Source organism: Paenibacillus sp. FSL R5-0636 (assembly GCF_037974255.1).
Classification (GTDB): domain Bacteria; phylum Bacillota; class Bacilli; order Paenibacillales; family Paenibacillaceae; genus Paenibacillus_AQ; species Paenibacillus_AQ odorifer.
This window is the reverse complement of the sequence record NZ_CP150232.1, coordinates 469,427-491,390: the sequence shown is the minus strand read 5'-3', so window position 1 is coordinate 491,390 and position 21,964 is coordinate 469,427. Positions and strand designations below refer to the sequence as shown.

General features: G+C 45.4%; 20 protein-coding genes and 1 riboswitch. Of the genes, 9 read left to right on the top strand and 11 right to left on the bottom strand.

Going from position 1 to position 21,964, the window contains the following annotated elements; genetic code table 11:
• Positions 1-27 precede the first annotated feature (27 nt).
• Entirely contained in the window at positions 28-2,277 is a 2,250-nt protein-coding gene (locus MKX34_RS02175; RefSeq protein ID WP_076297289.1) for a heavy metal translocating P-type ATPase, read from the bottom strand.
• A gap of 264 nt (positions 2,278-2,541) precedes the next feature.
• On the opposite strand from MKX34_RS02175, the gene MKX34_RS02170 reads away from it, so the two are divergent.
• Entirely contained in the window at positions 2,542-3,303 is a 762-nt protein-coding gene (locus tag MKX34_RS02170) for a CPBP family intramembrane glutamic endopeptidase (RefSeq protein ID WP_076147366.1), read from the top strand.
• Between the two features lie 366 nt (positions 3,304-3,669).
• On the opposite strand, the gene MKX34_RS02165 is transcribed toward MKX34_RS02170, so the two are convergent.
• From MKX34_RS02165 to MKX34_RS02135, 7 genes are all read right to left on the bottom strand, one after another.
• Complete coding sequence (locus tag MKX34_RS02165) at positions 3,670-4,035, bottom strand: metalloregulator ArsR/SmtB family transcription factor (RefSeq protein ID WP_036682656.1); 366 nt, start codon at positions 4,033-4,035, stop codon at positions 3,670-3,672.
• 100 nt (positions 4,036-4,135) lie between these two features.
• A complete protein-coding gene (locus MKX34_RS02160) occupies positions 4,136-4,870 on the bottom strand; it encodes an ABC transporter permease (RefSeq protein WP_036682657.1) in 735 nt (244 codons plus the stop codon).
• Position 4,871: 1 nt separating this feature from the next.
• Positions 4,872-5,588 (bottom strand): ABC transporter permease, encoded by a 717-nt coding sequence (locus MKX34_RS02155; RefSeq protein WP_076101308.1) that lies wholly within the window; start codon positions 5,586-5,588, stop codon positions 4,872-4,874.
• Positions 5,585-6,496 carry an ABC transporter ATP-binding protein gene (locus tag MKX34_RS02150; protein ID WP_076297288.1) on the bottom strand — a complete coding sequence of 304 codons (912 nt, stop codon included), beginning with the start codon at positions 6,494-6,496 and terminating at the stop codon, positions 5,585-5,587. The genes MKX34_RS02155 and MKX34_RS02150 overlap by 4 nt, the downstream gene beginning before the upstream one ends.
• 70 nt (positions 6,497-6,566) lie before the next feature.
• Positions 6,567-7,994, bottom strand: coding sequence for a HAMP domain-containing sensor histidine kinase (locus MKX34_RS02145; RefSeq protein WP_076297287.1), 1,428 nt, complete (start codon positions 7,992-7,994; stop codon positions 6,567-6,569).
• On the bottom strand, positions 7,991-8,665 hold the full coding sequence (locus MKX34_RS02140) for a response regulator transcription factor (RefSeq protein ID WP_076297286.1): 675 nt from the start codon (positions 8,663-8,665) through the stop codon (positions 7,991-7,993). The genes MKX34_RS02145 and MKX34_RS02140 overlap by 4 nt, the downstream gene beginning before the upstream one ends.
• A gap of 119 nt (positions 8,666-8,784) precedes the next feature.
• Positions 8,785-9,204 (bottom strand): pyridoxamine 5'-phosphate oxidase family protein, encoded by a 420-nt coding sequence (locus MKX34_RS02135; protein WP_036682665.1) that lies wholly within the window; start codon positions 9,202-9,204, stop codon positions 8,785-8,787.
• 160 nt (positions 9,205-9,364) lie between these two features.
• On the opposite strand from MKX34_RS02135, the gene MKX34_RS02130 reads away from it, so the two are divergent.
• The 7 genes from MKX34_RS02130 (at position 9,365) to MKX34_RS02100 (ending at position 16,261) form a co-directional block, all read left to right on the top strand.
• On the top strand, positions 9,365-10,585 hold the full coding sequence (locus MKX34_RS02130) for an MFS transporter (RefSeq protein WP_076297285.1): 1,221 nt from the start codon (positions 9,365-9,367) through the stop codon (positions 10,583-10,585).
• Between the two features lie 72 nt (positions 10,586-10,657).
• Positions 10,658-12,121, top strand: a complete 1,464-nt coding sequence (locus MKX34_RS02125) for a hypothetical protein (protein WP_076101301.1) — start codon at positions 10,658-10,660, stop codon at positions 12,119-12,121.
• Positions 12,122-12,279: 158 nt separating this feature from the next.
• A riboswitch (TPP riboswitch) is annotated at positions 12,280-12,390 on the top strand.
• A 161-nt stretch (positions 12,391-12,551) separates the two neighbouring features.
• The gene (locus tag MKX34_RS02120) at positions 12,552-13,601 is read left to right on the top strand and encodes an ABC transporter substrate-binding protein (protein ID WP_076101299.1); all 1,050 of its coding nucleotides are present in this window, start codon (positions 12,552-12,554) and stop codon (positions 13,599-13,601) included.
• A gap of 375 nt (positions 13,602-13,976) precedes the next feature.
• On the top strand, positions 13,977-14,270 hold the full coding sequence (locus tag MKX34_RS02115; RefSeq protein ID WP_036682688.1) for an MTH1187 family thiamine-binding protein: 294 nt from the start codon (positions 13,977-13,979) through the stop codon (positions 14,268-14,270).
• Positions 14,267-15,028, top strand: coding sequence for an ABC transporter permease (locus MKX34_RS02110; protein ID WP_036682669.1), 762 nt, complete (start codon positions 14,267-14,269; stop codon positions 15,026-15,028). The genes MKX34_RS02115 and MKX34_RS02110 overlap by 4 nt, the downstream gene beginning before the upstream one ends.
• A gap of 34 nt (positions 15,029-15,062) precedes the next feature.
• Positions 15,063-15,896: an ABC transporter ATP-binding protein gene (locus MKX34_RS02105; RefSeq protein WP_076107449.1), complete on the top strand. Its 834-nt coding sequence runs from the start codon at positions 15,063-15,065 to the stop codon at positions 15,894-15,896.
• Between the two features lie 230 nt (positions 15,897-16,126).
• Positions 16,127-16,261 carry a hypothetical protein gene (locus MKX34_RS02100; RefSeq protein ID WP_339204307.1) on the top strand — a complete coding sequence of 45 codons (135 nt, stop codon included), beginning with the start codon at positions 16,127-16,129 and terminating at the stop codon, positions 16,259-16,261.
• Between the two features lie 713 nt (positions 16,262-16,974).
• Here MKX34_RS02100 and MKX34_RS02095 read toward each other — a convergent pair.
• On the bottom strand, positions 16,975-17,724 hold the full coding sequence (locus MKX34_RS02095) for a WecB/TagA/CpsF family glycosyltransferase (RefSeq protein WP_076297284.1): 750 nt from the start codon (positions 17,722-17,724) through the stop codon (positions 16,975-16,977).
• Between the two features lie 372 nt (positions 17,725-18,096).
• Positions 18,097-18,978 carry a nucleotidyltransferase domain-containing protein gene (locus MKX34_RS02090; RefSeq protein ID WP_076297283.1) on the bottom strand — a complete coding sequence of 294 codons (882 nt, stop codon included), beginning with the start codon at positions 18,976-18,978 and terminating at the stop codon, positions 18,097-18,099.
• A 186-nt stretch (positions 18,979-19,164) separates the two neighbouring features.
• Here MKX34_RS02090 and MKX34_RS02085 point away from each other — a divergent pair, with 186 nt between their 5' ends.
• Complete coding sequence (locus MKX34_RS02085; RefSeq protein ID WP_076297282.1) at positions 19,165-20,211, top strand: YncE family protein; 1,047 nt, start codon at positions 19,165-19,167, stop codon at positions 20,209-20,211.
• Between the two features lie 47 nt (positions 20,212-20,258).
• Here MKX34_RS02085 and MKX34_RS02080 read toward each other — a convergent pair whose 3' ends face one another.
• Complete coding sequence (locus tag MKX34_RS02080) at positions 20,259-21,782, bottom strand: DHA2 family efflux MFS transporter permease subunit (RefSeq protein ID WP_036682711.1); 1,524 nt, start codon at positions 21,780-21,782, stop codon at positions 20,259-20,261.
• Positions 21,783-21,964: the final 182 nt, after the last annotated feature.

Below are 21,964 nucleotides of genomic sequence, written 5' to 3'. Positions count from 1 at the left end.
AATCATTTATTTAAACACCAAAGATACTTAACCCTCGTCTTGCACTTTTAAAGCTCGAATACTGTTCAGTACGGCTAGTACGGTTACCCCTACATCTGAGAATACAGCCTCCCACATCGTGGCAATCCCGAATGCACCGAGCAGAAGGAATATAGCTTTTACACCTAAAGCAAAAATAATATTTTGCCATACGATGGTCCGTGTACGCTTGGCAATTCCGATAGCTACAGCAATCTTCGAAGGTTCATCGGTCATAATTACAATATCCGCTGCTTCAATGGCAGCGTCGGAACCGAGTCCCCCCATAGCGATCCCGACATCGGCTCTAGCCAGTACAGGAGTATCATTAATTCCGTCTCCGACAAAAATAATCTTCTCGCGTGGAGACTTTTCACGATCCAGCTTCTCGATGGCCTCTACCTTATGCTGTGGTAAAAGCTCTGCGTGTACCTCATCTACCCCTAACTGCTTCCCTACATCTTCAGCTACGGCGGAAGCATCACCTGTCAGCATCACCGTCTTGCGTATACCAAGCTTTTTGAGGCGCTGAATGGCCTGCAGTGAGTCCTCCTTCACTTCATCGGCGATCACCAGATAACCTTCATATTGATGATCTACCGCAATGTGAACAACTGTACCGCTCTGCTCTGGGACCTCATAAGCAATCCCCTCCCGCTCCATCAGACGTGCGTTGCCTGCAAATACGGTCTTGCCTTCGATAGTTACTTCGATACCATGACCAGAGATTTCATTGTAATTCGTGATAGCTTCCTTAGAAATCTGTTCACCATAAGCCGTCCGAATCGACTCAGCGATCGGGTGATTGGAATGGCTCTCCGCATAAGCGGCTGTCCGCAGTAATTCATCCTTAGATTTGCCACCCGACGGATAAATCCCCGTCACCTTAAACTGTCCCTTGGTCAATGTTCCGGTTTTATCAAAGACAACTACCTTCACATCATTTAGGGCTTCCAGGTAGTTGCTTCCCTTAATCAGAATACCGCTGCGTGAAGCAGCACCAATCCCTCCGAAGAATCCCAGTGGAATCGAGACCACAAGCGCACAAGGACAAGAGATTACGAGGAATACAAGTGCACGGTAAATCCAATCCGAAAATGTCGCACCACTGATCAGCAGTGGAGGAACGACGGCCAGCAGGACTGCTGTGATCACTACTACAGGTGTGTAGGCACGTGCAAATTTAGTAATAAAGTTCTCGGTTTTAGCTTTGTTGCTTGATGCATTCTGCACTAGCTCCAGTATTTTGGATACGGCCGACTCTCCAAAGGTCTGCGTAACTTGCACAGTAATTACGCCGTTCCGGTTAATAAAACCACTTAACACCGCACTTCCTGGACCAGCTGATCGTGGTACTGACTCTCCAGTAAGTGCCGATGTGTCCATCATGGCGTTACCTTCAAGTATTGTTCCGTCAAGGGGTACCTTCTCACCGGGTTTAACAACAATCAAATCTCCGATGGCTACTTCCTCAGGTGAGACCTTCTTCAGATCATTTCCAAGCTTGAGATAGGCAAACTCGGGGCGAATATCCATAAGTGCCGTAATAGATCGGCGTGAACGATTCACAGCCAGACCTTGGAACAGTTCTCCAATCTGGTAAAACAGCATTACTGCCACGCCCTCTGGATACTCCCCAATCGCAAATGCACCGATAGTTGCCAGAGCCATCAGAAAATTCTCATCGAACACCTGGCCACGGATGATGTTCTTAACCGCCTGCCAGACAACTTCACCACCCACAATGAGATAGGCTGCCAAAAAGATTAGCAGTTCAACTACTCCATCCACGGGCAGGAATATCCCAGCTAGAGCAAGAATTCCACCAGCGCCTAACCGCAGCAATATTTTGCGTGTGTCGCCTTCCCCATGCTCATGTGTATGACCATGACCTTCAGCATCCTCATGACCATGATGATGTCCAGCAGCTTGATGATCGTGAACATGCTCGTGTCCATGCTCGTGAGCATGCGTATGTTCATGAGCACCGCTATTGCGCGCCTTGTGATTTCCCCCAACCTTCTCTTTCACATTTACGTGGGGCTCGAGTGCCTTCACCGTTTTCTTCGCTTCTACAATCGCTGATTCCTCATACCCTGCGGCGGTTTCCAACGTCATTGTTTTTGTTACAAAATTAACGGAACAAGACGATACACCTTCAATCTTCTTCACCTTATCTTCAATTTTCATCGCGCAATTGGCGCAATCCAAGCCTTCTAATTCCCACTGACGTTTTAATTTTCCTTGCATTGTATCCATACGGCACATCTCCTCAAATAAAAACCATATATGAGCACTTGTTCATATGTTATCTTAGCCCTATTATATTCCCTTTATATTTCAAGGTCAATACGCGATATACACCATTTTTCTACATTATCTTAAAAATTAAATCAATTGACCTTTACGTGAAAATATGTAAAATCATGTATGACCGAAAGTAAGTTTCTTACATACGAATGACCCCATTATCAATGAAGCTCGATGGGCAAATGATTTACACAGAAGGGATGAATTTAGAACATGTCAAAGCTAGCCAAAACGTCTTCTTTTTCACAGAAACACCCCATTTGGAGCGTAGTTATTATCGAGGTGTTATTACTTGTAGCCGTAACTGCCGCCGGGGCTTACGCAACCATTAAGGAACTTGCGTACAACGCCCCTGTACTTATCTCCTTCATCCCAATCGCGCTTGTACTCATCATCTACTTTACAGTTAAGCGCAAATGGAGCACGCTCGGCTTCCGACCTCTAAACACCATATCCTCGGGCAACTGGATCTATTATGCCCCACTAGTAGTGGTCCTGATTACCATATCCTTTAAGGGTTTTCGTGAGATCAGCGCATCCGAGGTACTGTTCTTTATTTTCTTCACCCTGCTGGTCGCTTTTGTGGAGGAAAGCATCTATCGCGGTTTGATTTTTAAGACCTTGCTTCCTAAAGGGGCTAAAACAGCAGTGATCACTTCAAGCATTCTCTTCTCTATTACCCACTTACTTAATGCATTATCCGGCACAGATATCACACAAACTCTTCTACAACTCGTATATGCGCTTCTGATCGGTTTTGCGCTAGCCTTGCTGATGCTAAAAAATAATAATATTCTTCCGCTGATATCCTTTCATTTTATACATAATTTAATTCAGTTTGTGGGCAATGATAATACGAGTGAATACATGGGAATCGATCTATTTATCCTGCTAGTGCTCGCAGTGCAATGTGTCTGGCTAGTGTTGTCCTTTAGAAAACCAAACCTAACGAAGAACCTAAATCAAGCCAGTTAATAAGCTAAATCCTTACTTCAAAATAGAAAGCTTCAGTTGATTCAACTTGGTTTCATTAGAGCAATATTTGTCGCAACCCACACAGCTAACGGACCCAGTTGACCCTAAAAGCAGTATTATCCCCGATTTAGCATATTATCGGACCCCATAGGCGCTATTGACATGAAAAAGAGCAAAATCAGACCTCTTTCTAAAGAATAACTGCACTGAGGTCCGCAACTCAGCTCAAAAAGCGATAATTGTGCAAATAACGTCAGCTGGGTCCGTAAGCCGTAGTGGATGGTTAGGACTCGTCCGCATAATAAAAAGAGGGACTCCCAAAAGCCATCCAATGGCTGCTGGGAGTCCCTCTTTTTTTGCAACTAGCTATTCGTGTCGGACATGCTCGTGGGTCTGCAAAAAGATCTGCTCCACATGCGCATCGTTCAGCGAATAGAATACCGTTTTCCCCTCTTTACGGCGCTTCACGATCCGTAGATTCCGTAAATAACGGAGCTGATGGGATATCGCAGATTGGCCCATATCAAGGATCACGGACAAGTCATGTACACATAATTCTTGCTGTGACAAAGCGTAAATGAGCCGCACTCGTGTTGGATCACCCAACGCTTTGAACATTTCTGCCATTTTATCAGTAATCCCACGGTCTGGCAGGATCAATGCAATGGATTCCGGTTCAAGCTCTGAACCCTTGCATGTATTGTCGCAGTCCTCTAATGCCGTTGGCTCCATGCTCTCGCCCTCCTCCATCTTAGCTAATTATATTCTTTAATTATAAGAAAAACAGCACGGGATGTCCATTGAGGAGGAGTTTATAGCATCTGATTGTGAATCAGACTGCTTTACGATAAAAGGAGATTAGTCCTGCGGCAAAAAAGACAATCAAGCTCCCTCCCACTATCATCATCAGTGTCTCTAAAGGCAGATTAAAGGCACCAAATCCGTCATCACCATAAGGACTCATGGCTAACATCGGCTGTACCCAAGGATAATAGGGGCCGTAGGTTGAAGAATTAGCGATCAGTATATTGGGAATAGTCAGACTCACATTCAGCGCCAGCGGTGCGCCGAAGCTGCTCCAGCTTTGCGAGATCGCCAGCTGCAATGCGGCGAGTGGTAGGCAGGCTACAAAGCCGCCAAATACTGATTTTAGCAGCAGCGCCCAAGGGATTGGATCTGGAGCCCCACGGAACAAGCCCATTCCCAGCACCATAACGAGGAACGTTATTTGCACAGCAGCCAGCAATCCGATGATCATCACATATTTTGAGAGATACACCGACAACCGGGTTACAGGCAGAGACAACAATAGCTTCCAGCCACCGTCATGATGCTCATAACGACAGATCAGGGCCGCAAAAATGCCTGAAAGCACAGGCAGAAACAGCAAAGCATGCATCATTGACATCACACTTAACAGCAGCTCCCAAGTCATCTTCTCGCCTTGATTATCCGATAACAATCCGGGAACCAGTGATAAAACCGGACTTCCTATGACTAAAAGCCAAACATATGATTTAGACATTTTTAATCGCTCTGAGGATAATACTCTCCAAAATGACTTCATCTTAATCCACATCCTTTCGAGCGAAATGCACTGCACCCGGCAAAAACACCAGCATTCCCAGCAGCAGACCCGCACCGCTGAACAAGAGGCGATTAGAGGAGTCCCACGCCAAATATGGCCATGTTAAAGGCACCCACTCCGAAAGGAACATGGAGAAAAATGACGTCAAAGATAATGTGATCCCCAGGGCAACCGGCAGTGTCTGATTACGATTAGCCAGGGAAAGCCACAGCTGTAGCGCGATGACCGGCAGAGCCGCAATATAGGACATAAAGCCAATTCTGAGTACATCCACATAAGGAATAAGATCAGCTTTGAAGCCCAAAATAAGCCCTAAAACAACTATCCCCACTGAGAGCAACAAACAGGAAACTGCCACAAGCAGCAGACAGAGCGTTAGCTTAGCCATAAACACTGAAGTACGGGAGATAGGCAGTGCCAAGAGCTGCTTCCACGAGCTCATCTGATGTTCGACATTTGCAATCAGCGAGCATACTAAAGTGCCTCCCAGAAAAAGAGCTGTGGGCACAAACCCGGACACATTATCCAGTAGTCCTCCCCATAAATCCGCGCTATACTGCTGACGCAGATAATCATAACGAAGGCCAAAGTTAAGGCCCTGCATGGCTACTAGACCAATCGGTCCTAGAAACACTAGAAACCAAATTCCTTTGCCGCGGATTTTAAGCCAATCCGCTGACAACGCCCGCCACATCATGATTCCCCGCCTCCCACAACCTGTAGGAAGAAGTCCTCAAGCGATTGTCTCCGCTCCTCTACACGATAGACAGCGTGCCCATTCTCTACCAAAGCCTTGACAAGCAGTGCTACTCTTGCATCGTTCATTCTTGAAAAAATCAGTCTTTGCTCTTGTAGTGTCCCTTCATACCCCCGACCTCCAGCGAGACGTAACGCAGACTCTGGTTCCGAAACCGCAAGGCGTATCTCGCCAGCAGCCTGTTGTTGCAGATTAGCTATTGTATCTTGGTACACCATTTGCCCTTGGCGAATAATACCCACAGTATCTGCCATTTGTTCAATTTCACTAAGCAAGTGACTGGATACTACAACCGTAATTCCTTGCTCCTGTGGCAAACGTTTGATAAGCCCACGAATTTCCTGAATCCCTGACGGGTCGAGTCCGTTCGTTGGCTCGTCCAGAATAAGCAGCTCTGGATTCCCTAACAAGGCAGCTGCGATACCAAGTCTCTGCTTCATCCCGAGGGAGAACCCTTTGACCGGACGTCTCTCTTCCCCGGTTAGAGAAACAATATCTAGCACCTCAGCGATTCGTGACTTCGGAACATCCAGAATGCGGCGGATCACTTCGAGATTGTCCACAGCGCTCAGATGCCCATAATACGAGGGGGATTCGACAAGCGACCCTACCTTCCGTAAAATTTGCAGCTTATTCTTCCGAAGATCCTGGCCGAACACTTCAATTTTTCCAGATGTCGGTGTAATTAGGCCAAGCAGCATACGGATTGTTGTAGTTTTCCCAGCTCCGTTGGGACCCAGAAAACCATAAATCTCACCCTTGCGGATATTTAAATTCAAATTTTCTACCGCAGCCCGGCCACGATATTTTTTCAATAAATCCTTAGTTTTAATCACTGTTTCTTCCATGTTCTTCACCTCGGTATACAGCATAACGTCCCAAGGTTAAGAACAAGGAAGTGCCAAGTTTAAGTTTTGTTTAAATTTCACGACGCGGATCAAAGATTACAATAGAAGTGCCTTCGCCTGTGCTCTCCATAACCCATTCCAGCTCCATATGCTTCATCAAAAGATCGACGATAGACAATCCCAAACCTGCCCCCTTGTAGTCGGATGGACTCTGAATGCCTCGACCATGATCCGCAATAATTATGGCACGTTGTTCATTACGTTGCTCCGTTGAGATCCCGACATAATGCCCGCTGCTGGCATGTCGTACAATGTTTTGATACAAATTATCGAGAATACGGCGGAACCAGACCTCATCCACCCTCCAGAATAGCGGTTCGGCTTCCAGGTTAATATCAATGTCGAAGCCCTCTTTTTCCCATACGGGGTACCAAGCAGCCGCACTTTCCCGCAACAAGCGTAAAACATCTTTACGTTCCAGCTTTAAGGTTACCCGTCCACTATTGAGCAGATTGTAAGATAAAAGATTCTCGATCAGGACGCTAAGATCCGCAATACGCTCATCCATAAGCTGTAAGGACTGCTTACCTTTTGAGGTCAGATCCTCTTTGGTCATAACATGGATATGGCTGCGAATGACGGTTAGGGGTGTGCGTAAATCGTGAGATAAATTCGAGACTAGACGCTTACGCAACTCTTCCTCTTCTATTTCCCTGCGTCGGCTTTCATCCAGTTTGGTTACCATCGTATTAAAAGCTTCCTCCAGGCGACCTATCTCGTCCAGTTTGCCTGTCACTATAGACTTAGGCATTCTATCCGGGCCTGTAATCGTCATCGCGGTTTGCAGTTGCAATAGCCGTTTGCGAATTTTTCTAAAGAACATCCACGAAACCAGAGCGAATCCTCCAAAAAGGGTAAATAACACAAAGTTATACCAAGCCCAAGCCCCTAATCCCCCATAAGCCCCTTTGTTCAGCAGCTCACTTGGAATTTGCATCACTATAAATCCCTTGCCTGCCTCCACTTTGTCCCCCACGAAAGCAACGATGGCTAAAGGATCACGATTCGTACTTTCTTTCATAAATGAAATAGCCTCAGCCGCAGTCCACTGATCAGGAACTTCATGGTAAATCTTATCCTTATCCCCTTCATCAGGCGTGAGAATCAACTGGGTTTTTCCCTGCCCGTCTACCCAAAACATAGTAGCTTCAGTGTATTTTTGACTCAATTCATGCAGCCGCTGATTTATGGCTTCCGAAGAAGCATTTCCTAAGTGAAGTGCCTCTTTATGCCACATAGTTTCCAGCGGTGCAATATTCGAATACAGGGATGTATCTACAGGCGGGGCACCTTGGGTCACTTCGTTAAGAATATTGTAGCCAACAAAAGACAACGGAAGGACCACAGGGATAAATAGCAGTGCAGATACGATAATTAGCAAATACCCTGATAACAAAGAGGAGTTACGTTTCTTGCGAATGCGATCCAATCCTCTCATGCTCTTACCCGGTATCCGATCCCACGGACAGTTTCGATAATTTCCGGATTACCCGGATCAAGCTCCAGCTTTTCGCGCAAATAACGAATATGTACCATCAGAGTTTTATCCCCTTCGATATAAGCCTCACCCCACACGGCCTCGTAGATCTGCTCCTTCGTCATAATCTGGTTAAGATGACGCAGCAAATAGGAAAAAATCTGAAATTGCTTGCCTGTAAGCATGATTTCTTCCTGAGTCTGAGCATTTATCACGCGGTTATCCCCTTCATATACGACCAGATGTTTAAGTGTGAGCGAATCCTGTACAGATGCCCCATTCCGTCTGAGCAGCACCTCGATTCGAGCGGCCAATTCATCCGGATGAAAAGGCTTGGTCAAGTAATCATCTGCGAATTCCAAACCTTGCAGCTTATCATCAATCGAGGTTCGGGCGGAGAGCATTAAAATGGGCAGCTTAGGGTAGGAACGTTTCAATCGTTGCCCGATCGTAAACCCATCCAGACCAGGAAGCATAACATCGAGAATAGCCAGTTGGCAGGCGCCGGCTTCTTCCATCGCACCTTCGCCGCTTCGTAGCCAGCGGACACTATATCCTCTTTCGCTTAAATCAGCAGACACTACGTTGCCAATCTCACGATCATCTTCAATATATAACAGAGTAACGCTCATGTAGCTTTAGCTCCTCCCCGATATGAATACCTAAAAAGTTGAAGTCATTATAACACATCAAACAGCCCTCCTACCCCATAGGGGATAGGAGGGCTGTTTGATCAATTCAAGGCTATAGCTTATGGCTGCCATACTCCATGCTCTTTATTGCTACCTACATACTCAATACGTGTTGGAGTAAGCTCCAAAATCACATAATTAGGATCATCAGGTCCAGTAAACCATGGCTCCAGCTCTTTATTCCATACCTTGGAGCGCAAGCCTTCATCCTTAGAGACGGTAGCGGTCGCTTCAATCTCCAGCACATCTTTGCTTCCGCCGGCCTCATAGCCAAGCAGTACAAAAGCATTCGGATTATCGGATAACTCCTCCACTTTATGAGTTTTGCGATTTGTAGCCAAATAAATCTTCAAACCCTCATGGAAAATGGCCATATAACGTACTTTCGGCTTATTTCCTTCTTCGATCGTACCAAAGGAACCGAACTTGTTGTCATCCAATGCTTTAATAATGAGTTGTTCCAGTTGTTTGTTATCCATTACGTAAATCTCTCCCTTCAAGCATGTAAACAAAAGTTTATATATCCAAGCTCACCGTTTGGATTTATCATAACAATGGTGCTTATTATAATGTACCCTTCAGGTTCACATTGAATCCGACCTTACTCCATAAACTACATCAAGATAAGGAGCTTACTTCGTGAAAAAACTGATTTGGATCGGCTGTCTCTCCTACTTCGTTATCGGTCTGGCACATGTTGTGCTGGGATCTATTCTGCCCGTTCTACTGCAACATTATGATCAAAATTACAGTGCTGGCGGTGAATTAATCTTTAGTCAATTCGCTGGTTTTTTAGCAGGCGTGTTGGTCTCTCCCCTACTTAATCGCCGCTTCGGTAAACGTGGAGGCATCCTCATTGCCACCAGTCTTCTAATAGTTGCAGAAGTTGCCTATGCCTTTCTACCGCCTTGGGGCTGGATGTATTTTATCGCTGTTGCCGCAGGTTTTGGTTTCGGGATGATCGAAGCGGTTATCGGCACCATCATTATTGGTGCTGTAACCGAAGGAACGGCTATTGCGATGAGCCGGCTCGAAGTTCTATTCGGGATAGGCGCACTCGTGATGCCGCTTATCGCCAGTCCGCTCATTGCTGCCGGAGCGTGGAGATTGGCCTTTCTAATCGTCGCTGCCTTCTCTTTGATTTCTCTTATCCTCTGGGCAAGAGGACACTTCGGTAATCTACAACGCATGCTGGATGAACGTGCCTCTGTCCAAGGAGCAGACAATTCGCATTCCTCAAGCTCACGTTCTAACAAAAAATTTCCGTATAAAGGTAAGCAATGGATTCTGTTAGGGATCTTCATCGTTTTCTTTTTTCTTTATGTAGGCACAGAGATGAGTTTAGTCAACTTTATGCCGGCTATCTTTATTGCCAAGCTAGGGATGACAGAGTCTACGGCAGCACTGACAGTCACTTTCTTTTGGCTAGCGATGTCTACAGGAAGATTGTTTGCGGGTGTAATTGCCGAAAAAATATCTTATCGCGTGTACATTCTCAGCAGCTGTTTACTAACCTTGTTACTGCTGACACTCTTTCCGTTCACTGACAATCGAATGACTGCTTTCATTGTAATTCTGCTGCTGGGGCTGTTTATGTCCGGTATTTTCTCCATTGCATTGGTTTTCTCCAGCAAAATGCTGCCTGGCACCGAAGAGTCAACACCCAGCATTATGATTGCTTCCGGAGGCGTTGGTGGTGCTTTGCTACCTCTGTTTACGGGCTGGTCTATGGACCATTTAGAAGTGGCACAAACAGCCGGATTACTTGCCACTTTTGCTGCCTTCTTGTTCCTGCTAAGCATTGCCGCATGGAGATTCCAAGCCAGGCAAGCGGTGGAAGGAAAGAGTTCCCGTATTTAGAATAGTATCAACGTTATCCTTTTAGGGTAATGTGATCTATAAGCATATTCTGAGCACAAGGATGGACAATGAATGAATGAGTCTTTAAATGAGTCTTCAACTGAGCCTTTGTTACATACTGCGCTTATGCAGTTTATATTTCCCTTCTCTATAAAAAAGGGCGATTCTAAGCAGCTTATCCAGCAATTACAGGACGACGGATTCACACGTTTTTTTCTGGATAACAAAGAACTGGAAGCTGCCTATTATGGAGAAGGTTACTGTGTTTCCCATGAACGAATGGAGCGCACCTATTTACCGTTTGCCGCACACGTCCTTTTTCCGCGCAGGAAGGATGCCGACTCGTTTCGCCGTTTTTCCAGAGTAAATAATCTCGACTGCATTCTGGAGATTCCGCAGCAATCTATATTTTTCAAAATTCTCTCGACGGATATATTCATATGTCCCTTTCAGCTTGGATTCGTGACGATACGTGTCCAGCTGGAGGGGGATTCGATTCCCTTTAGTATTGCACTAGAATTCGCGGATCGTTTCCGTGCGCTAGAGAAAACCTTCATACAGGATGACTACACTTATATTCATTGCGGGGAACAGACCTATGAGATGGTAGAGGATTTTGTCTTCCGAAATTTGGTGGATGGACTGGAGCCATATCTGGATCAATCGGATATCAATGGGGCTTATTTTGAGACCCTTCCTTTTTTCGTAGATGAAAGAATGCAGGTGCAAGCTTTTTACGGCTTTCAGAATGAAGAAAGTTCTGATGAGATTAGTGTAAATCTACGCTATCGCGCCTCACAGCTTGATGGAATTGATCTGAACGGAAAGCCCTATGCCAGTGCAAGCGATCCAGCGTATATTGCAAACTATTGTCATGAGCATTCCTATAATCGCTGGGGCCCAGACACGTATTATATGATGAATGAGCAGACCTTTTGCTGCATGACCCGGGCTGAACAGGAGATTGCTGTTAGTCTAGCCAACCAGATGTACGGGCAATATTATTACGGATTTTTACTCAATATTTTCCACAAAATCGTTCTGCTGAAGCTCGCCAATATGCACTCCCGACTTCGGATTAATCATGATTATGAGGAGATAGACAATCTAATTTACTCCATTAATAAGTTCTCGGCGAAGTTCTACTTCTTGGAGTTGATTTCGCAGTCGCAGGGCCGGGAGATATTTCTTCAGCTGCGCAAAGTATACGGAAACGACGCTTTGTTCGAGGAAGTGAAAGAAACCTTAAATGACCTGTTTCAGTATCAGGATAAGTTTCAGTCCAAGCGACGGGATAATCTGCTGATGATTCTCACTGTATTTACGGTAGTAAGCGGGATTTACGGCATGAATCAGGTCATTGACGATCTGGATGGAAAGATTCAATGGAGTAAAATGATTGGATATTCCCCCTTTGAATTTCTTGCCCTCTTCGTGATCATGAGCGGGATTCTGATCAGCGTTGTCCTCACGCTAGGGGCGCTGGTTAGTGAGCTTAAACGGCGTCACCGCAAGAAATATAAAGATCTAGACTAGCAAAAAAGAAACTACTGGATTGGAAAAATTCAGGAGTGCACTACTAGACATTCCGAGTACAGCCGTCTATAATACACCGTATGCGAGAAATATAAGATATAAAGTATGGGTACAAAACTTATACTTACTTATATTGCACATAGAAATACCCGTTAACTTCATAGAACCAGGGGTGCTGGAATTGGCCGGCTGAGATTGTATCCCACAAGATACTGACCCTTATACCTGATCTGGATAATGCCAGCGTAGGAATCGCCAATTGGTTCTGGTCCCTGTGACCTTGACTAACCTTGCGCCAAGCCAGCGTCCCGATCACTCGGGGCGCTTTTTTTGTAAGATCACTAAAAGATGTAGAAAAACGTACATACTACACTTTACGGTTCATGTTGTGAAGACGGGATTCTTGTAACCTTAAAGGAGAGAAGAAGACATGCACCTCAAAAAAGCACTTACGTTGTGCCTCACCTGTGTACTCATTCTTGCCATTGCCGGATGCGGCAGCAACAATGGGAATACAGCCGGAAACAAAGCAAATGCTACTGATCCAACTGCAGCGGCTGGGACGGATGCTCCAAAAGAGCTCACCAAAGTTAAAGTCGCACTCGACTGGACACCGAACACAAATCATACCGGTCTATACGTAGCTAAGGATCTTGGTTACTACGCTGAAGAAGGCCTGGACGTCGAGATCGTTCAGCCAGGCGCAGCGGGTTCTGATACTATGGTTACCTCTGGCGAAGCCGCTTTTGGCATCAGCGCCCAAGAAGGATTAACGCTAGCCCGTCTACAAGGCGTGCCCCTTGTCTCGATAGCAGCTATTATTCAGCATAATACGTCGGGATTCGCCGCTCCAGTAGATCGCAATATTAAATCACCAAAGGATTTCGAAGGTAAAACCTACGGAGGCTGGGGCTCACCGGCCGAAGAAGCAGCCATGAAGGCCATCATGGATCCTGAAGGTGGCGATGTGAAAAAGGTGAAGCTGATCAGTATCGGTGAAGCTGATTATTTTACCGCCGTCAAACGTGACATTGATTTCGCCTGGATTTTCTACGCTTGGACTGGCGTTGAGGCTGAGTTGCGTGGCCAGCCATTGGATATGCTGTACTTAAAGGATTATGCGCCACAGCTCGATTATTACACGCCTGTGCTGACGACGAGTGAGAAGCAAATTGCAGATCATCCTGAGCTGGTGAAGGCCTTCATGAAAGCCACATCAAAAGGTTATCAATATGCCATTGATCATCCGGAAGAGGCTGCCGGTATGTTATCGAAGGCCGTTCCTGACCTGGACGCCGACCTTGTCCTAGCTAGCCAAAAATGGCTTAGCCCAAAATACAAGGACGATGCTGCCCGCTGGGGCGAGCAAAAAACCGAGGTCTGGCAAAATTACGGCGACTGGATGTATGATCTGAAGTTGCTGGATAAACCGCTGGATGCTGCTAGTGCATTCAGTAATGATTTTTTACCGGCGGAGTAGAGAGCGGACTTCAGAACCAAGAAGGTTGGACGTTACTTGAGGAAGGAGGAACGGAGCGTAGTGATGTGCTACGTGAGTACCGGACTTCCCAAGTTCGTTCAAGATTCGACGTCGAGTTTGCTTCCTGAATTACTTCGTTATCAAAGTTGGCTTTTTGAACTCACCTTATAATTTAAGAGCTCAAAAAGTCGGCTTTCAGAACCAAGAAGGTTGGACGTTACTTGAGGAAGGAGGAACGGAGCGTAGTGATGTGCTACGTGAGTACCGGACTTCCCAAGTTCGTTCAAGATTCGATGTCGAGTTTGCTTCCTGAATTACTTCGTTATCAAAGTTGGCTTTTTGAACTTACCTTATAAAATGAGAGGATTGATTATTGTGGCTAACACCCTACTAAGCATTCAAGTAATTCCAAAAACTCCGAACAATGAGGATTCCATCCCATACGTAGATAAAGCGATTGAGGTCATTCAAAAATCCGGTGTTAAACATCAGGTGAATCCGCTGGAAACCACAATGGAAGGTGAGCTTAGCGAGCTGCTGGAGGTTGTGCGTCAGATGCAAGAGGCGTTGATCGAAGCAGGCAGTCCAAGCGTAATTTCGCAGATCAAAATCGCTCATAATCCTAACGGAATCAGCATGGATAAATTGACGGAGAAATATCGGCCGTGAGATCGACCTGGAAGCTAATATGGCCGCCCCTTGTGGCGGTCGTCTTCTTTTTAACCGTATGGCAGCTATCTGTATCTGTATTTCATATTGAATCCTGGATTCTGCCGAGTCCTGCTGATATTGCCCGTGAATCCACCAGTAACGCTTCTGGTCTTTGGGCTCATACGATGGCTACGCTGCGGCTCACTTTAATTGGTTTTCCCATCGGTACGGGGGTAGGTCTGATCGTCGCTTTGCTTTTGCATCTTTTGCCTTGGGCTAGACGGGCTTTTTATCCACTCATTATTCTGAGTCAAAATGTTCCCTCCATCGCGCTCGGCCCCCTGCTCATTATCTGGTTCGGCTTTGGTCTTTTGCCCAAAATCGTGCTGATTACACTAGTATGTTTCTTCCCTGTAGCTGTCGCTGCGATGGGCGGCCTGGCCCAAAGTGATCAGGTCATGATGAATTATATGAAAATGGCTGGCGCAAGCAAGTGGCAAATCTTTACCAAGCTGGAGCTGCCCTCTTCTATCCCGGCACTATTTTCCGGTGTAAAAATATCTGCTACTTATGCGGTTATGGGCGCCGTGGTCGCTGAATGGATTGGCGCGGATAAAGGTATTGGCTATTATATGCTTCTGCAGAAATCGGCTTATCGTACGGATCGGATGTTTGTCGCTATTGTTATTATTGTACTTTTAAGTCTTGTACTCTTTGCTATTATTGCATTGCTGGAAAAATGGCTGGTTCGCTGGAAGCCGCGCCGTAACTCATAGAAAGGAAGATGCCTGTATGTCTCAAGCGATGCAAATGCAACACAGAACAACAGAAGTCATCAGCTCTCCTGAAGCTCATACCGCGGCACCCGCCCTTGAAGTGAGCGGCATCTCCAAATCTTTTTTCCATCGTCGCCGTGAGACAAAAGTTCTGAATAATGTCTCTCTCAAGGTAGAGCAACAAGAATTCGTTTCGATCGTTGGTCCTTCCGGCTGCGGAAAAAGCACCTTATTCCATATGATTGGCGGCCTTGTGAAACCCGATGCAGGCACGATCCGCATGAACGGTAAGGTCGTTACAGGTCAACGCGGTGAAATTAGTTATATGCCGCAGCAGCCTGCTCTTTTTCCTTGGCGTACGATTGAGGATAATGTGCTGCTTGCTGGGGAGATCAAGGGCGCACTGCGGGATGGAGCCCGCGAGGAAGCACGCCAGTGGCTTGCCAAGGTTGGGTTAAGCGGGTTCGAACATGCTTATCCGCATATGCTGTCTGGCGGGATGCAGCAGCGTGCAGCTTTTCTCAGAGCATTGCTCGCTCCGCAGGAGCTAATGTTGCTGGATGAACCTTTCAGCGCACTCGATGCACTAACTCGCAGTGAAATGCAGCGCTGGCTGCTTGAGCTGTGGGAAGAGAATCGCCGCTCTGTGCTGTTCATTACTCACAACATCGAAGAAGCGTTGCTGCTCTCTAATCGTATCTATGTATTTTCCGGCCGCCCCGGCTCCATTCTGCATACAGTCGATGTGCCATTTCCGCGGCCACGCCGTGATGAGATTACGGACTCTCCCGAGTTCCTTAAGCTCAAACGCCAGTTGTCACAGTGGATGCGAGAGGAACAAGCTAAAAATAGGCAGCCGCTAGCTTAATCGCTAAGCACTGTAAACTGATATCGCTGGTATAGCGGTGTCAGTTTTTTATTTTGCAGCGATAAACTCCCTAACATATTTACAATTGGTGCGGATGTATCTGCTCATTTAACAAATTTCACTCATCATAGTAGGGATCACATTAAATGTGTGGCGAAAACGGCCTCCGTGTTGGTAATGGATAGTAACCGGGTTGGGCTGGGGACATTTACGGGATTTATACCGTTGATTTGTTTCGTCGGACCGGACTCGGCTCATTCTACGGGATTTATACCGTTGATTTGTTTCGTCGGGCCGGATTCGGCTCATTCTGCGGGATTTATACCGTTGATTTGCTGCTTCGGGCTGAATTGCACCCGATCTAGGGCATTTTTGCCTTTCTTTTACCACTTCGGGCGGAATCGCACCGATTCTAGGGCATTTTTGCCTTTCTCTTGCCTCTTCGGGCGGAATTCCAGTGACTCAAGGGAATTTATCCCCTTATTGTACCCCTTTAGCTTTTAGCTTGAATTAAATACGAGGCTATGGCATCAACCAGAATCGGTGTTGTTTATTATTATTAATTTGTTTAAAGGTCACAACTATAGTCGCACTTACATTCTACTCGCTACTCTTACACTTACTCCCACTACTCACTTTTACTCCTACTCCTTACCTCAATCCTACTACTTACTCTTGCCCTACTCCCTACCTCCATCCCACTACTCACTTTTACTCCTACTCCTTACCTCAATCCTACTACTTACTCTTGCTCCTACTCCCTACCTCAATCCTACTACTCACTTTTACTCCTACTCCTTACCTCAATCCCACTCCTTACTCTTGCTCCTACTCCTTACCTCACTCCCACTACTTACTCTTGCCCCTACGCCTTACCTCAATCCCACTACTTACTCTTGCCCCTACTCCTTACCTCACTCCCACTAACCACTATTACTCTTCCCCCTACTCCTCACCTCACTCCCACTAACCATTATTACTCTTCCCCTTACTCCTTACTTCCTACTCTCACACCTGCCCCCTCTTCCTCTCACACCAACCGAACCTAAAAAAGGCCCCCATAAACGAGGCCTTTTCTTCATTTCTTAATCATAGCTCGGAACACGAATTTGGGCAGCACTGCCTGTCTGCGCCATCGCGACTTTTGTCCCTTCGCAACTGGAGCGAACAAAAGTCGATGCAACCACTCCAGATTGAGTTTTTTCCATAGCGCTGGTGCAGGAGTAACTTTTCCCGCTATTACATCCAAGCTGCCCCCCACGCCAAAAACAACTTTTACCTGCGTAAGCTCCTGTTTGTGCTTATATACCCATTTGTCAGAGTATGGCGCCCCCATCGCAACGATCAGAAAATCCGGCTGTGCACGCTGAATCTCTGCTACAATGGCAGGCTCCTCTTCCTTGGTAAGAAAACCATTATGTCTTCCTGCAATCTTCACATTCGGATATAACTCCGTGATCTTTTCGACCGCTTTACAGCTGGTAAGCTCATCTGTTCCCAAGAAATAAAAACTCCATCCCAAGCTATTTCCTTGCTCCAAAAGCTCAAGAAGCAGCTCATATCCAGTTACCCTCTCAGCAATAGGATCGCCTTTTCTTTTTGAAGCCATCACAATGCCAATCCCGTCAGGAGTGATTAAATCCGCTTCTTGAAGTATGGTTCGTAGCAGCTCGTCCGATTGACTTGTTATCGTAATTTCCGGGTTAGCCGTGATCAAATGGAAAAGTTTCGGTTCTCCGGATTGAATATGTTTTGTTAGATGAAGTGTTGTCTCATGTAGTGTTAGTTTTGAAAAGGGAACTCCTAATATTGAAACTGTCCCGTCCATGTAATCACCTCTCACTAAAATTCCACTTCAATATACCTTACCATAATCAAGAGGAGGAAGGGGAGTCATTTAAGTTACTTAATCACTACAGCCACTTACCCAAACACTATAGCCACTTCAACCACCCGACCATTCCACCACCCTAGCCACCACAGCTACTACGCTACTACAGCCACTACAGTCCACCATAGCTTCACCTCATAATAACCACTTCACTCCCTCCGCCACCTCTCCAGCCACCACAGCTACTACGCTACTGCAGCCACTACAATCCACCATAGCCACTTCACCTCACAATAACCACTTCACTCCCTCCGCCACCTCTCCAACCACCCCAACCACTCAACCACTACACTCACCCTATAGCTCCACTCACTCCTCCATAAACTTCCACCACTCTACTAACCAAGGTTCATCGATCCCCCGCATGCGGAATTCCTCTACAAGTATCTTCCGGAAACGTTTTTCCATTTTGACAAAGTTATTATCCTCCTGGTACATAGGGGCAAAGGATTCATCATCTCTAATAAAACTCCAAAAATCGCCCGCACACTCCGTAATCTTTCGTCCGACAGTCGTGTGTTTGGCTACAGGTACCAGCCATTTGTCGTAGGGGTAGGGATAACCTTCAATAGTAATGGCACAGCGTAATGCTTCTTTATAAAGAGAAACCGCTAAAAATAAAATAGGAAAGGCATCGCCACGCACTACAGGATTATCTAAGCTTTTGGCATAACTTCTTAACTGTATGTATGAATTCTTACGAAATCTCATTAGGACTTCAGGTTGGAGGGGGACATAGGCATCAAAAAGTGACTTTACATCCAATCGGTCATAGTAGATATAAGAAACAGAAGCATTCCACAGCCATTCCATACTTCCGCTCATTAACGCCTCTTTGATTTCTGAAATTTTATGCAGCGTGTAATGCCCGGACTTGCCACTTGGGAGTCGTAAATCCATAAAAAAACTACTTTGCTCAGGGATCAGCCCCGCTTGTTCGAACCGATGATTAATGCTGCTATAATACTCGTCCTGACAAATAATGATTACATCCACATCCGACTGCTCATCCACCACACCAAGTGCGGTCGATCCATCAAGGAGAATACTTACCCGCTGACTCTCCTCTTTCATTAACGGATGATTTAGAATTTCTTGCGTGATATACTGCCCAATTTCCTCTAACAATTCACTATGAAGCTGCGTCTTATCAGGTGTTAATAAAATATCCGACAACACTGATTTCACCATCTCAACCCCAACCTCCAATCAATCTCAATTTTTCAAAAAAATAAAACGCTTACACATAACCTAATATTTGGATAATGGAGTACCATTCTACACTCCTAATATATATCTTGCAAGGATAAATGAAGTACCCTTTTGCCTAAGCCTAAATATAATGAAGTATCTATTTACTTGGAAAGGGGTAAAAGCATGGCGCAGCCAAAAGTGATTGCTACAGTCCGCTCTGCCGGACCGATCGGAGATATAAAAGTAAATGTCGTCACGAATCGAGTATACTTTGTAAACCCAGACACCGAGGCTGGAACTATCGGGGTATTGGAGGGCAGAACTAATCGCATTATCGCTCGGATCCCTGTAGGAAGACTGCCGTCTCAGCTCGGAATCAACCCCCAAACCAACCGGATTTATGTACCTAACTTCCGTGACGAAAATGTCTCTGTCATAAACGGGCGGACAAACCAGGTAATCAAAACTGTCAAAGTAGGCCGATTCCCAGACAATATCGGAGTGAATGTTCTAACCAATCTGATTTATGTAACTAGCGCATTCGGAACCCTATTCGTCATAGACGGGAAAACAAATCAGGTCCGCAAAAAGATTGAAATCGGTGGACGCCCTTCCAGAATCGTTATCAATGAGCTTACAAACCGTGTCTATGTGACCAATACAGCAAATGATAGCGTCACCGTCATTAACGGAACTACACAGGCTATCATTGCGACAATAAAAGTCGGAAGTAACCCCGTGATAGCGCCAGCACTTAATAAAATTACCAATCGTATTTATGTCGCTAATAACTTAAGCCGGTTTCTTTCTGTGATCAATGGCCGAACCAACAAATTGTTGCGTAATGTACAGCTGGGACGTCTGCAAAGCGAGGTCGTTATAAATCCCCTGACGAACCGTATTTTTGTTTCAAGTGCACAAGTTGAAGGTAAAGGAAAGCTATTCGTCATCAATGGAAATAACAACAAAATCATTACAACAAAGGTTCTTCCTACTTCCTCCAACATAACCATTAATCCGAATACAAATCATTTATTTGTTGGTAATTTCGATAAAAATCATATGTCCGTTTATAACGCCACCACGTTTAAACGGCTCGCAAGATTCCCCTCTGTATCAGGCAGTACTGTGCTAAACCCGCTCATAAATAGAATTTATGTAGGTGGAAACGACTCCATAACGGTCATTCAGGATGGACCAAGACTCACTCAGAGCTCTATTTTTAATTAAGACAAAAAAGACGCCCACCACAGGTGAGCGTCTTTCTGCATAGCAAATTACATCGATCTAGCGGATGAAACTTGTTTAACAGCCACTTTTTCTTCGACTGTTTCTGTATCCTTAGGCTGTATCCCTCTTTTTATGAAGAAAGCTAGGATAAAGGCAATGATGGCTACGCCTACTGACACTAAGAACGCATCGTTAATTCCTTCGATCGTTGCTTTTGCGATGACTTGGTTTTGAATACCAAGCAATTGCTCTGCAGAAGGTTTAGCCGTTAATTTACTCACAGCTTCTGCTACCATATCTTTGACATGTGAAGTGGTACTGTTAGACATAATCGTTACAAGCAGCGCCCCGCCAATCGCCCCGGAGACTTGCTGAATTGTACTGTTCATGGCTGTACCATGCGGTGTATATTTAGCCGGGATGGAGTTCAGACCATTGGTCATCACAGGCATCATAACCATTGAAATCCCGAACATTCTCACAGAATACAAAATCATAAGTGTCGAATATTTCGTTGTTTCAGTTAGATCACTAAAGAAATACGTACTGATCACTACGATAGCCAGACCCATTAACGCCAAGACTTTGCCGCCGAATTTATCGAACAATTTACCTGTGATTGGAGACATAACCCCCATAATCAACGCACCAGGCAACATTAGGAGTCCCGAATCCAGAGGTGAAATGCCTCTAATATTTTGCAGGTAAATCGGCATTAACATCATCGCTGAGAACATCGCCATATTCAGTGTAATCGAAATCGCTGAGGATAAAGCGAACATCGGATATTTGTACACTCTGAAGTTAAGCATAGGCTCCTTCATTCTCATCTGGCGCATTATGAATATCACTAAACCAATTACCCCGATAATAAGGGTGGAGTAGACCATTGGATCATCCCATCCTTTATTCCCAGCGGAACTGAAGCCGTATAGAAGACCCCCGAACCCAATCGCTGATAGAACTACAGATAGAATATCGATTTTAATAGCCACATCTTTTTTAGGATCATGCAGTTTGAAGAAGGCAAGAATGAACACCAATACGGCGATAGGTGCAATCATAAAGAACAGCACAGGCCATTCATAATGCTGAATAATCCATCCTGACAGTGTAGGACCAATGGCTGGTGCAAAAATCATAACCAAACCAAACATCCCCATGGCCGAGCCGCGTTTTTCAGGTGGAAATGTGGTAAACAATACATTCATTAATAATGGCATCATAATTGCGGCCCCTGAGGCTTGGACCATTCTCGCAATCAATAATACAGGGAAACTTGGAGCAAAGCCTCCAATAAAGGTCCCTATTGCAAATAATCCAATGGCGATTAAGAATAATCGTCTCGCTGTATACTTTTGAATTAAAAAGGCCGTTGAAGGAATCATGATCCCGTTCACTAGCATATAACCCGTCGATAGCCACTGTACCGTTGAGGCACTGACATCAAAATCCTTCATAATCGATGGTAAAGCTATATTGAGTAGTGTATTACTTAGTAAAGCAACAAATGCACCAATCATAAGGATTGCCAAAATCCCATAGGACGCTTTACTTTCTTTCGTTTTCATTTTGGAATCCTCCATTCTATAATCATACCGTCGGTTCAAATTTGAACTTATGTTACAATGTAGAATATATTACTCTTATATTTACTGCTTGGCAAGTCAGAATTCATTTAAAAACTAAATTGTATTAAGTGGAAATATAAGCTAGTCTATTCTACGTGAAGTGTTTTTTTTGCACAAAAGAG

Excerpts from the sequence above, each read along its gene's own strand:
- MKX34_RS02125 (WP_076101301.1), top strand. The coding sequence starts at position 10,658 with ATGAATGAGTCTTTAAATGAGTCTTCAACTGAGCCTTTGTTACATACT.
- MKX34_RS02120 (WP_076101299.1), top strand. The coding sequence starts at position 12,552 with ATGCACCTCAAAAAAGCACTTACGTTGTGCCTCACCTGTGTACTCATT.
- MKX34_RS02105 (WP_076107449.1), top strand. The coding sequence starts at position 15,063 with ATGCAACACAGAACAACAGAAGTCATCAGCTCTCCTGAAGCTCATACC.
- MKX34_RS02080 (WP_036682711.1), bottom strand. The coding sequence starts at position 21,782 with ATGAAAACGAAAGAAAGTAAAGCGTCCTATGGGATTTTGGCAATCCTT.
- MKX34_RS02090 (WP_076297283.1), bottom strand. The coding sequence starts at position 18,978 with ATGGTGAAATCAGTGTTGTCGGATATTTTATTAACACCTGATAAGACG.
- MKX34_RS02165 (WP_036682656.1), bottom strand. The coding sequence starts at position 4,035 with ATGGAGCCAACGGCATTAGAGGACTGCGACAATACATGCAAGGGTTCA.
- MKX34_RS02135 (WP_036682665.1), bottom strand. The coding sequence starts at position 9,204 with ATGGATAACAAACAACTGGAACAACTCATTATTAAAGCATTGGATGAC.
- MKX34_RS02095 (WP_076297284.1), bottom strand. The coding sequence starts at position 17,724 with ATGGACGGGACAGTTTCAATATTAGGAGTTCCCTTTTCAAAACTAACA.
- MKX34_RS02085 (WP_076297282.1), top strand. The coding sequence starts at position 19,165 with ATGGCGCAGCCAAAAGTGATTGCTACAGTCCGCTCTGCCGGACCGATC.
- MKX34_RS02150 (WP_076297288.1), bottom strand. The coding sequence starts at position 6,496 with ATGGAAGAAACAGTGATTAAAACTAAGGATTTATTGAAAAAATATCGT.
- MKX34_RS02145 (WP_076297287.1), bottom strand. The coding sequence starts at position 7,994 with ATGAGAGGATTGGATCGCATTCGCAAGAAACGTAACTCCTCTTTGTTA.
- MKX34_RS02155 (WP_076101308.1), bottom strand. The coding sequence starts at position 5,588 with ATGATGTGGCGGGCGTTGTCAGCGGATTGGCTTAAAATCCGCGGCAAA.
- MKX34_RS02140 (WP_076297286.1), bottom strand. The coding sequence starts at position 8,665 with ATGAGCGTTACTCTGTTATATATTGAAGATGATCGTGAGATTGGCAAC.
- MKX34_RS02160 (WP_036682657.1), bottom strand. The coding sequence starts at position 4,870 with ATGAAGTCATTTTGGAGAGTATTATCCTCAGAGCGATTAAAAATGTCT.
- MKX34_RS02175 (WP_076297289.1), bottom strand. The coding sequence starts at position 2,277 with ATGGATACAATGCAAGGAAAATTAAAACGTCAGTGGGAATTAGAAGGC.
- MKX34_RS02170 (WP_076147366.1), top strand. The coding sequence starts at position 2,542 with ATGTCAAAGCTAGCCAAAACGTCTTCTTTTTCACAGAAACACCCCATT.